At 70.1% G+C, this 10115-nt stretch carries 9 protein-coding genes; all 9 read left to right on the top strand.

The features are described 5' to 3' along the window. The first annotated feature begins 74 nt into the window (after window positions 1–74). The 9 genes from rpsO (at window position 75) to NR111_RS01095 (ending at window position 10115) form a co-directional block, all read left to right on the top strand. The gene (rpsO, locus tag NR111_RS01135) at window positions 75–344 is read left to right on the top strand and encodes a 30S ribosomal protein S15 (RefSeq protein WP_067717704.1); all 270 of its coding nucleotides are present in this window, start codon (window positions 75–77) and stop codon (window positions 342–344) included. 373 nt (window positions 345–717) lie between these two features. Continuing rightward, window positions 718–2985: a polyribonucleotide nucleotidyltransferase gene (locus tag NR111_RS01130; RefSeq protein ID WP_256819590.1), complete on the top strand. Its 2268-nt coding sequence runs from the start codon at window positions 718–720 to the stop codon at window positions 2983–2985. A 99-nt stretch (window positions 2986–3084) separates the two neighbouring features. Further along, a complete protein-coding gene (locus tag NR111_RS18655; RefSeq protein WP_067717709.1) occupies window positions 3085–4413 on the top strand; it encodes a pitrilysin family protein in 1329 nt (442 codons plus the stop codon). 36 nt (window positions 4414–4449) lie between these two features. Continuing rightward, a complete protein-coding gene (gene dapB, locus NR111_RS01120; RefSeq protein WP_206472269.1) occupies window positions 4450–5199 on the top strand; it encodes a 4-hydroxy-tetrahydrodipicolinate reductase in 750 nt (249 codons plus the stop codon). Between the two features lie 10 nt (window positions 5200–5209). After that, window positions 5210–5689 (top strand): hypothetical protein, encoded by a 480-nt coding sequence (locus tag NR111_RS01115; RefSeq protein ID WP_181694294.1) that lies wholly within the window; start codon window positions 5210–5212, stop codon window positions 5687–5689. Then, the gene (locus tag NR111_RS01110) at window positions 5686–6138 is read left to right on the top strand and encodes a flavodoxin family protein (RefSeq protein ID WP_119192157.1); all 453 of its coding nucleotides are present in this window, start codon (window positions 5686–5688) and stop codon (window positions 6136–6138) included. Before NR111_RS01115 ends, NR111_RS01110 begins: the two co-directional genes overlap by 4 nt. Window positions 6139–6170: 32 nt before the next feature. After that, the gene (gene thyX, locus NR111_RS01105; protein ID WP_067717719.1) at window positions 6171–6923 is read left to right on the top strand and encodes an FAD-dependent thymidylate synthase; all 753 of its coding nucleotides are present in this window, start codon (window positions 6171–6173) and stop codon (window positions 6921–6923) included. Between the two features lie 58 nt (window positions 6924–6981). Next, the gene (gene dapA, locus NR111_RS01100) at window positions 6982–7941 is read left to right on the top strand and encodes a 4-hydroxy-tetrahydrodipicolinate synthase (protein ID WP_096907226.1); all 960 of its coding nucleotides are present in this window, start codon (window positions 6982–6984) and stop codon (window positions 7939–7941) included. Then, window positions 7938–10115, top strand: a complete 2178-nt coding sequence (locus NR111_RS01095) for a ribonuclease J (protein WP_241260932.1) — start codon at window positions 7938–7940, stop codon at window positions 10113–10115. The genes dapA and NR111_RS01095 overlap by 4 nt, the downstream gene beginning before the upstream one ends.

Below are 10115 nucleotides of genomic sequence, written 5' to 3'. Positions count from 1 at the left end.
CTCCCGTCGGCCCTCCTGTGGTCCGCGGCGGCGGGGCCCAACATTCACGCGGACTGGAACAACCAGGAGTCACCATGGCGCTGAGCACCGAAGACAAGAAGGCCGTCCTGGCCGAGTACGGCCTCCACGAGACCGACACCGGCTCGCCCGAGGCCCAGATCGCCATGCTCACCAAGCGGATCTCCCAGCTCACCGAGCACCTCAAGACCCACCAGCACGACCACCACTCGCGGCGCGGCCTGCTCCTCATGGTCGGCCGTCGGCGTCGTCTGCTCAAGTACATCGCCAAGACCGACATCGCGCGCTACCGCTCGCTGATCGAGCGTCTGGGCCTGCGTCGCTGACGCACGACGACCACCGCGTCACCGACCCCGCCCGGTCCATCCGGGCGGGGTCGGTGCATTTCCGCGAACCGGGCCGCCGGGTGTCGGGGGCGTCACCCGCGCGCGCCCGGTGACCCGGACGGTTTTCCCTGATAGCCTCGGTGGAGCCGGTGCACACGTGCCGGGGTGGTCGACAGGTCCGATTGACGGTCCTCGGTAGTGGCCGCCGGAACCCGACGCCCGGGAGCATCAGCATCCGTGGCACGCGTTCCGGCCGCTTCGATCGAAGACCGAGGTCGAACCGGGACCCCCTGACGTGACGCCCGGTGGCCCCGGCGGGACGATTCCGCCGTGCGGCCCATGCACCCGACACGACAGGAAACACATGCCACAGATCACGGCCGTCGAGGTCGAAGACGGGGTCTTCGAGACCGTCGCGACCATCGACAACGGCGACTTCGGTCGCCGCGAGCTCCGCTTCGAGACCGGCCGGCTGGCCAAGCAGGCCGCCGGTGCGGTCGTCGCCTACCTCGACGACGACACCATGCTGCTGTCCGCCACCACGGCGGGCAAGCACCCCAAGGAGCACTTCGACTTCTTCCCCCTGACGGTGGACGTCGAGGAGCGGATGTACGCCGCGGGACGGATCCCCGGTTCGTTCTTCCGCCGCGAGGGGCGTCCCAGCACGGACGCCATCCTCACCTGCCGGCTCATCGACCGGCCGCTCCGCCCCACCTTCGCGGACGGGGTCCGCAACGAGGTCCAGGTCGTCGTGACCGTCATGAGCCTCGACCCCAAGGACCTGTACGACGTGGTGGCCATCAACGCCGCCTCCGCCTCCACCCAGCTGTCCGGCCTGCCCTTCTCGGGTCCGGTCGGCGGCGTGCGCGTCGCGCTCATCCCGACGTCGGCCGACCCGGCCGGCCAGTGGGTCGCCTTCCCGACCGTCGAGCAGCTCGACGACGCCGTGTTCGACATGGTCGTCGCCGGCCGTGTCGTCGGCTCCGGTGACACCGCCGATGTCGCGATCATGATGGTCGAGGCCGAGGCCACCGACGACGTGATCGAGAAGGTCGCCGGGGGCGCGCAGGCCCCCACCGAGGACGTCGTGGCCCGGGGGCTCGAAGCCGCCAAGCCGTTCATCGCCGAGCTGTGCGCCGCACAGCAGGCACTGGCCGACGCCGCGCCCGGCACGCCGCGGGAGTTCCCGCTGTTCCCGCCGTACGCCGACGACGTCTACGCCGCCGTCGCCGAGATCGCCGAGACCAAGCTCGGCGAGATCATGCAGATCGCCGACAAGCAGGATCGCGACGTCGCGACCGACGAGCTCAAGGCGACCGTCCTCGAGCAGCTCACCGAGCGGTTCTCCGACCGCCTCGGCCAGGTGGGGGCCGCGTTCAAGTCGCTGACCAAGAAGGTCGTGCGCCAGCGCATCCTCACCGACCACTTCCGGATCGACGGCCGCGGCACGCGGGACATCCGCGCGCTGTCCGCCGAGGTCGAGGTCATCCCGCGCGCCCACGGTTCGGCGCTGTTCGAGCGCGGCGAGACCCAGATCCTCGGCGTGACCACGCTCGACATGGTCAAGATGGCCCAGCAGATCGACTCGCTCGGGCCCGAGACCAGCAAGCGCTACATGCACCACTACAACTTCCCGCCGTACTCCACCGGTGAGACCGGTCGCGTGGGTTCGCCCAAGCGTCGCGAGATCGGCCACGGCGCGCTCGCCGAGCGCGCGCTCATGCCGGTCCTGCCGAGCGTCGAGGAGTTCCCCTACGCGATCCGCCAGGTCTCCGAGGCGCTCAGCTCCAACGGCTCCACCTCCATGGGCTCCGTCTGCGCCTCGACGCTGTCGCTGCTCAACGCGGGTGTGCCGCTCAAGGCCCCCGTCGCGGGTATCGCGATGGGCCTGGTCTCCGACGAGATCACGAACGAGGCCGGTGAGTCGGAACGACGTTTTGTCGCGCTGACCGACATCCTCGGGGCCGAGGACGCCTTCGGCGACATGGACTTCAAGGTCGCCGGCACGGGCATGTTCGTCACCGCGCTGCAGCTCGACACCAAGCTCGACGGCATCCCGTCCGAGGTGCTGGCCGGCGCGCTGACCCAGGCCCGCGAGGCCCGGCTCACCATCCTCGACGTGATGGCCGAGGCGATCGACGAGCCCGACGAGCTCAGCCCGTTCGCGCCCCGCATCATCGCGATCAAGGTCCCGGTCGACAAGATCGGCGAGGTCATCGGGCCCAAGGGCAAGATGATCAACTCGATCACCGAGGAGACCGGCGCGTCCGTCTCGATCGAGGACGACGGCACCGTGTACATCGGGGCCACGGACGGCGAGTCGGCCCAGGCCGCGATCGACAAGATCAACGCGATTGCCAACCCGCAGCTGCCCAAGGTCGGGGAGCGCTTCCTCGGTACGGTCGTGAAGACCGCCCCGTTCGGCGCCTTCCTCTCGCTGCTGCCGGGCCGCGACGGTCTGGTCCACATCTCCAAGCTGGGCCAGGGCAAGCGCGTCGGCAAGGTCGAGGACGTGGTCAACGTCGGCGACAAGATGCAGGTCGAGATCGCCGACATCGACAACCGCGGCAAGATCAGTCTCGTCCCGGTCGGTGACGACTCGGACGGCGGAGCCGACGCGGACTCCGGCACCGACGACTGAGACCCCGCCGGTCCGCCCCCCCACGGCGCCCGGCACCCCACGAGGCACGCACCCCGCGCGCGGGGTGCGTGCCTCGTTCGTCGACAGAAGGGAGGGACCGTGAACCCGACGATCCGCGTGGACCGGTCGATCCCGGGCGTGCGTGTGGTGACCGAGGACCTACCGTGGTGCCACACCGCGGCGGTCGGGGTCTGGATAGGGTCCGGTTCCGCGGACGAGGGCCCCGGGGAACACGGCGCCGCGCACTTCCTGGAGCACGTCCTGTTCAAGCGCACCAGCTCGGCGTCCGGTCTGGAGTTGTCCCAGCGTATCGACCTGCTGGGTGGTGACCTCAACGCCTTCACGGGACGCGAGCACACCTGCTATCACGTCCACGTCCCCGCCGAGGGGCTGGACACCGCGGTGGACGTCCTGGTGGACGTCGTCGCCAACGGGTCCTGTGACCCCGCCGACGTCGAGATCGAGCGTGACGTCGTGCTCGACGAGCTCGCCGGCCGTGCGGACGACCCGGAGGACCTCGCCTGCGAACTGGTCGCCACCGCGGCCCTCGGTAGCGACCCGCTCGCCCGCCCGATCATCGGGACCGAGGAGTCGGTGGAAGCACTGGACGCCGAGACCCTACGGGCATTCCACCGACGCATGCTCGGTGCCGGCGACGTCGTGGTCGCGGCGGCCGGGCGTCTCGATCACGACGCCCTCGTGCGCCGGATCGCCGCCGGGCCACTGGCGGCGGCGGTGTCCCGCAACGGGACGTCGCGGGACGGCGCCGATCTCGGCGCCGGGACCGGCGGTGGCGACACCGGGCCGGGCGCGGGGGCCCCCGGGTGGGCGGCGACATCCGTGCTCACCGGTGAGGACGACGACTCCGAACAGGCGTTGATCGCCCTCGCCCGCAGAACCCCGGCCCGGGATCACCGGGACCGGGCCGCGGCGCAGGTCGGCACCGCGGTTCTCGGCGGGGGACTGAGCTCCCGGTTGTTCCAACGGATCCGCGAGGAACTCGGTCTGGCGTACACGGTCTATGCGGGCATGGACCAGTTCCGGCCGACCGGTCTGCTCACGGTGGTGGCCGGCGCCCCGGTCGACCGGGTGGACGCACTGTGCGACGAGGTGGGCGAGGTCGTGTCCGGGATGCTGGCCGCGCCGCCCGCCGCCGACGAGGTGGGTCGGGCGATCGGCCACCTCACGGGGTCGATCAGGCTCGGGTTGGACGATCCGCTCTCCCGCATGACGCGGATCGGTCGACACCTCCTGGACCGCGACACGGTGGTCCCCGTCGAGGAATCGGTGGCCAGGCTCCGTCGGGTCACCCGCGACGAGGTCGCCGCCTACTGGACCGACGAGTCCGCCCCGTGGTGTCTGGCGGCGGTCGGCCCCGGGATGCCCGGCGACGGCGCGGCTGGACTGCTCGGGCGCGTCGGCGGATAGGCTGGATGGGCTCGACGAGGACCACGTGAGGAGACGATGACGGTGACGAAGGTCGGAGTGCTCGGCGCACGCGGCAAGGTGGGAACGGCGATCTGTGAGGCCGTCCGTGACGCGGAGGACCTCGAACTCGTCGCGGAGGTCGACCAGGGCGATCCGCTGGACGCGCTCGTCGACTCCGGTGCCGAGGTGGTGGTGGACTTCACCCACCCGGACGTGGTGATGGACAACCTCGAGTACTGCGTGGCCAACGGCATACACGCGGTGGTCGGCACCACCGGGTTCACCGAGGATCGTTTCGCCACCCTCAGGGGGTGGCTGGAGGACAGTCCCGGGACCGGTGTACTGGTCGCGCCCAATTTCGCCATCGGTGCCATCCTGATGATGCGGTTCGCGGTCCAGGCCGCGAAGTATTTCCCGTCCGCCGAGATCGTCGAGCTGCATCATCCCAACAAGGCCGACGCTCCGTCGGGGACGGCCCACCGCACCGCCGCCATGATGGCGGCGGCTCGCCGGGAGGCGGGGCTCGGGCCGTCGCCCGATGCCACGTCCACGGAACTCGACGGGGCCCGCGGCGCCGACGTCGACGGGATCCGCGTGCACTCGGTGCGACTGTCGGGCCTCGTCGCCCACCAGGAGGTGCTGCTCGGGACGCAGGGGGAGACCCTCACCCTCCGGCACGACTCGCTGGACCGCACCTCGTTCGCCCCCGGAGTGCTTCTGGGGGTCCGCTCGATCGCCGGGGCCCCGGGCCTGACCGTCGGGCTCGACTCCTTCATGGACCTCTAGGACCACCGCCGTGGAGCGCATCGTCAAGCCCCTGGTCATGGCCCTCACGGCGCTGGGCCTGGTCGTGGCCTTCGGGTACCTGCTGTACCTCGGCTGGTCGATGGTCAGCGCCTCCGACTATCTGGCCGTGCGCGGGCTCGGGGCGGGGATCATCCTGCTCACCGGCGTCGGCGCCTGGGCGACCTGGGCCATCGTCCGTAACGGTCTCGAACTCCAGAGGATCTCGGCCGCCGCCGCGGCGGAGGGGATCGAACTCGATCTCGCGGACATGGAGCGACGCCCCTCCGGCCGACTCGAGCATGACGCGGCGGACGCGCTGTTCGACCGGGTCAGCGCCGAGTACCAGGCCGCCCCCGACGACTGGCGGACGACCTACCGGCTGGCGCGGGCCTACGACCACGCCGGCGACCGCGTCCGCGCCCGGGAGGTCATGAAGGCCGCCATCGGGCTGCGCGAGACGGAACTCACCTCGGGGAAGGGTCTGGGATGAGCACGGTACTGGTCGTGCACCACGCCCCGTCACCACGCCTGCGCCGCATTCTCGAAGCACTCGTCACCGGTCTCGACCATCCCGAACTCGAAGGGATCGCGGTCGAGTCCGTCCCCGCGTTGGCCACCACCGACGACCACGTCCTGCGCGCCGACGGCTATGTCCTGCTCACCCCGGCCAATTTCGGGTACATGTCCGGCGCGCTCAAGCACTTCTTCGACCGCACCTACTACACCTGCGAGGGAGCGGTGGCAGGCCGGCCGTACGCCCTGTGCGTGCACGGGGACAACGACACCGCGGGAGCGGTCAACTCGGTCGAACGGATCGCCACCGGCTGGGGACTGCAGGCCGTCGCCCCCGCAGTCCAGTTGACCGGCGAACCCGGACGCCAGGATCTCGACACCGCCGCCGAGGTCGCGGCCACCGTCGCCGCACATCTGCTCGGCTGAACCGCCGGGCACATCACCGAAGGAGTCCCACGATGTCCGAGCTCGTCCGGCGGCAGGTCCGCCTGGTCGCGCACACCGAGTTCATCCCGCCCGACGAGGTCGAGTGGGAGACGGACGCCGAAGGCGGATCGGCGCTGGCCGAGTTCGCGGGGCGGGCCTGCTATCAGAGCTGGGAGAAACCGAATCCGCGCACCGCGACCAACGCCGGGTATCTGCGGCACATCCTCGAGGTCGGGCACCTGTCGGTGTTCGAGCACGCGAGTGTGTCGTTCTACATCACCGGGATCTCCCGCTCGTGCACCCACGAACTGATCCGGCACCGCCACTTCTCCTACAGCCAGTTGTCCCAGCGTTTCGTCCCCGAGCACGACTCGAAGGTGGTGCCCCCACCGGCGATAGCGGACGATCCCGAGCTCGTCGAGATCTTCCGGCGCGCGACCGACGCCTCCCGTGACGCCTACGCGGAGATGCTGGCGAAGCTCGAGGACAGGTTCGCGGACGTGCCCAACCCCATGCTGCGGCACAAGCAGGCCCGGCAGGCCGCCCGCTCCGTGCTACCGAACGCCACCGAGACCCGGATCGTCGTGACGGGGAACTACCGCTCGTGGCGCCACTTCATCGGCATGCGCGCCACCGAGCACGCCGACACCGAGATCCGGGGCCTGGCGATCGACGTACTCCGTCGTCTCCGCGAGGCGGCGCCGGCGGTGTTCTCGGACTTCGAGATCGCCACGCTGGAGGACGGCTCGGAGATCGCGGTCAGCCCCTACGTTCTCGAGGGATGACGACGCCCCCAGGGTGGGAATCGGGGTCTGCCGGGTACTGCGGGTAGTCTGGGAGACCATGACACACGTGACCACCGGGGGCCCTGTCGGCCGGCAAGCGCCGACCGACCGTGGCCGGGCCCCCGCCGATACAGGGCGCCCCGCGCCGTTCGGCACGGTCGTCACGGCGATGGTGACCCCGTTCGGGTCCGACGGTTACGTCGATCTGAAGGCCGTCGCACGTGTCGCGCGGCATCTCGTGGACTCGGGGTGCGACGGTCTCGTCGTCTCCGGCACCACGGGGGAATCGCCCACCACCACCGACGCGGAGAAGATCGCGGTCCTCGAGACCGTCCTCGCCGAGGTGGGGGACCGGGCGACGATCGTCGCGGGTGTCGGTACGTACGACACCGCGCACTCGGTGCACGCGGCCAAGCAGGCCGCTGCCTCCGGGGCGCACGGACTGCTCGTGGTGACGCCGTACTACTCGAAGCCCACCCAGGCAGGACTGGACGTCCACTTCCGGACGATCGCCGACGCGACCGACCGGCCCGTGATGCTCTACGACATCCCGCCGAGATCGGTGGTCCCCATCCAGGCGGACACCCTGATCGGTCTGTCCGACCACCCGAACATCGTGGCGGTCAAGGACGCGAAGGGCGACTTCCACGACGCCGTCACCGTCATGTCCCACTGCGACCTCGTCTACTACTCGGGGGACGACCAACTCAACCTCCCGTGGCTGGCCGTCGGAGCGACCGGGTTCGTCAGTGTGATCGGCCATGTGGCCGCATCACGGCTGGTCGACCTGCGCCGTGCGTACCTGAGTGGCGACATCGAGACGGCACGACGTATCAACCTCGGACTCCTCCCTCTCTTCGACGCCCAGCGGGCGCTCGGAGGTGTGTCGATGTCCAAAGCAGCACTAGAACTTCTCGGGGTCCCGGCCGGTGTGCCGCGACTCCCGCAGTTACCACCAACCGACGAGCAGCGAGACGCCCTCGCGGCGCTGCTGCACAGAGCAGGAGTCACCAGATGACGGAAAGTACCTCCACCGGCCGCGGACGCGGCCGCACCCGACGTGCCGCAGGACGGCCCTCGGGAGAGCCGGCGGCCACGGCCGCCGTGCAGTTCACCGAGCCCACCCCGGTAGCCGACGCCCCCGCCGCCGACGCGGGCCAGGGCCGCTCCGATCGGGCCAAGGGTAGGCAGGACCAGCCCCAGCAGGGTAGGAACCAGCAGGGCGACGGCCCGAAGGACGGCGGCCAGAAAGACAGCGGCCAGAAAGACAGCGGCCAGAAGGACTCGCCTAAGGGCGGATCGCGTGGCCGGGGCAGGGGTTCGTCCTCGGGAGCCAAGGGCGGATCGTCGGGCGGCGACCAGAACGGCGGCCAGAACTCAGGCGGCCAGGGCTCGGGGGGTCAGAAGGGCGGCCGTGGTCGCAGCGGACGCGGCCGCGGTCGCGGCGACACCTCCACCGCCGAGTTCGGTGGCGTGAAGACCATGCAGGGCGGCGACATGACCGTCCGCCTGCCCAGCCCGCCCAAGCCCCGCAAGGGTGCGCTGCGCATGGTGGCGCTCGGCGGCGTCACGGAGATCGGCCGCAACATGATGACCTTCGAGTACGACTCGAAGCTGCTCATCGTCGACTGCGGCGTCCTCTTCCCGAGCTCGACCGAGCCCGGCGTCGACCTCATCCTCCCGGACTTCGGCCACATCGAGGACCGTCTGGACCAGGTCGAGGCGCTCGTGCTGACCCACGCCCACGAGGACCACATCGGGGCGATCCCGTTCCTGCTCAAGCTGCGCCCGGACATCCCGGTCATCGGATCGCGGTTCACGCTCGCACTGGTCGCCGCGAAGTGCCGCGAGCATCGCATCAAGCCGGTCTTCCGCGAGGTCGACGAGTCCAGCGTGAGCACCCTGGGCAAGTTCGAGGTGCGCTACTTCGACGTCAACCACTCGATCCCCGAGTGCCTCGGCCTGGTCATCCGCGCCGGTGGCCAGTCGGTGATGATGACGGGTGACATCAAGCTCGACCAGCTGCCCACGGACAAGCGCCCCACCGACCTGCCCAAGATGGGGCGATTCGGTGACGAGGGCATCGACCTGCTGCTGATGGATTCGACCAACGCCACCACTCCGGGGGTCAGTCGTTCGGAGTCGGAGATCGGTCCCGCGCTCCAGCGGCTCATCTCCGACGCGCGTCAGCTCGTCGTGGTGGCCTGCTTCGCGTCCAACGTCTACCGCGTCCAGTCCGTCATCGCGGCCGCCGCCGCGAGCGGTCGCAAGGTCGCGCTCACCGGTCGGTCGATGATCCGGAACATGGAGATCGCCCTGGAGATGGGCCTGCTCACCGATCCGAACAAGGTGATCGTGGACATGGACACGGCCGCCAAGCTCCCGTCGGAGAAGGTCGTCGTCATGACGACCGGTACCCAGGGTGAGTCCATGGCGGGGCTCTCCCGGATGGCGCGTCGTGAGCACCGGCAGATCAACCTCTCCGAGGGCGACACCGTGCTGTTCTCCTCGTCGATCGTCCCGGGCAACGAGGAGCCCGTCTTCAGCGTGCAGAACAGCCTGTCCCAGATGGGTGTGAACGTGGTGACCAGCCGCGAGGCCAACATCCACGTCTCCGGCCACGGGGACGCGGGCGAGCTGCTCTTCGTCTACAACGCCGTACGGCCGAAGAACGCCATGCCGGTCCACGGTGAGTGGCGGCACCTGCGCGCCAACAAGGCGCTGGCGATCGCCACCGGGGTACCGGAGGAGAACGTCGTCCTGGCGCAGAACGGCGTCGTGGTCGACCTCGTGGACGGCAAGGCGTCCGTGGTCGGTCAGATCCCCGTCGGCAACCTGTACGTCGACGGCCTGTCCACCGGCGACGTCGGCGACACGGTCCTCGCGGACCGCACCGCGCTCGGCGAGGACGGCTTCATCGTCGCGACCGTCGTGGTGGACCCGCGTACCGGCCGGCCGGTGAGCAAGCCCCAGATCATCGGTAAGGGCTTCACCGACGAGCCGGGCGCACTCGACCCGGTCGTCGAACTCGTGGAGAACGCGCTGTGGGACCTGGCCGGCGAGGGTGAGACCGATCCGTACCGTCTCGCCCAGGCCGTGCGGCGCGTGGTCGGCCGGTGGGTGTCGGACAAGTGGCGCCGCAAGCCCATGATCGTGCCCACCGTCATCACCTCCGCCGTCGCGCAGGGCTGA

The sequence above is a fragment of the Dietzia sp. Die43 genome, assembly GCF_024519835.1.
GTDB lineage: Bacteria > Actinomycetota > Actinomycetes > Mycobacteriales > Mycobacteriaceae > Dietzia > Dietzia kunjamensis.
Note: the sequence above shows the minus strand (reverse complement) of the source record. Positions and strands in the feature narration are given on the sequence as shown.

Bases quoted from the DNA above. Each gene is read 5' to 3' on its own strand.
- thyX (WP_067717719.1), top strand. From the start codon at position 6,171: ATGTCCGAGCTCGTCCGGCGGCAGGTCCGCCTGGTCGCGCACACCGAG.
- NR111_RS01110 (WP_119192157.1), top strand. From the start codon at position 5,686: ATGAGCACGGTACTGGTCGTGCACCACGCCCCGTCACCACGCCTGCGC.
- NR111_RS01095 (WP_241260932.1), top strand. From the start codon at position 7,938: ATGACGGAAAGTACCTCCACCGGCCGCGGACGCGGCCGCACCCGACGT.
- rpsO (WP_067717704.1), top strand. From the start codon at position 75: ATGGCGCTGAGCACCGAAGACAAGAAGGCCGTCCTGGCCGAGTACGGC.
- dapB (WP_206472269.1), top strand. From the start codon at position 4,450: ATGACGGTGACGAAGGTCGGAGTGCTCGGCGCACGCGGCAAGGTGGGA.
- dapA (WP_096907226.1), top strand. From the start codon at position 6,982: ATGACACACGTGACCACCGGGGGCCCTGTCGGCCGGCAAGCGCCGACC.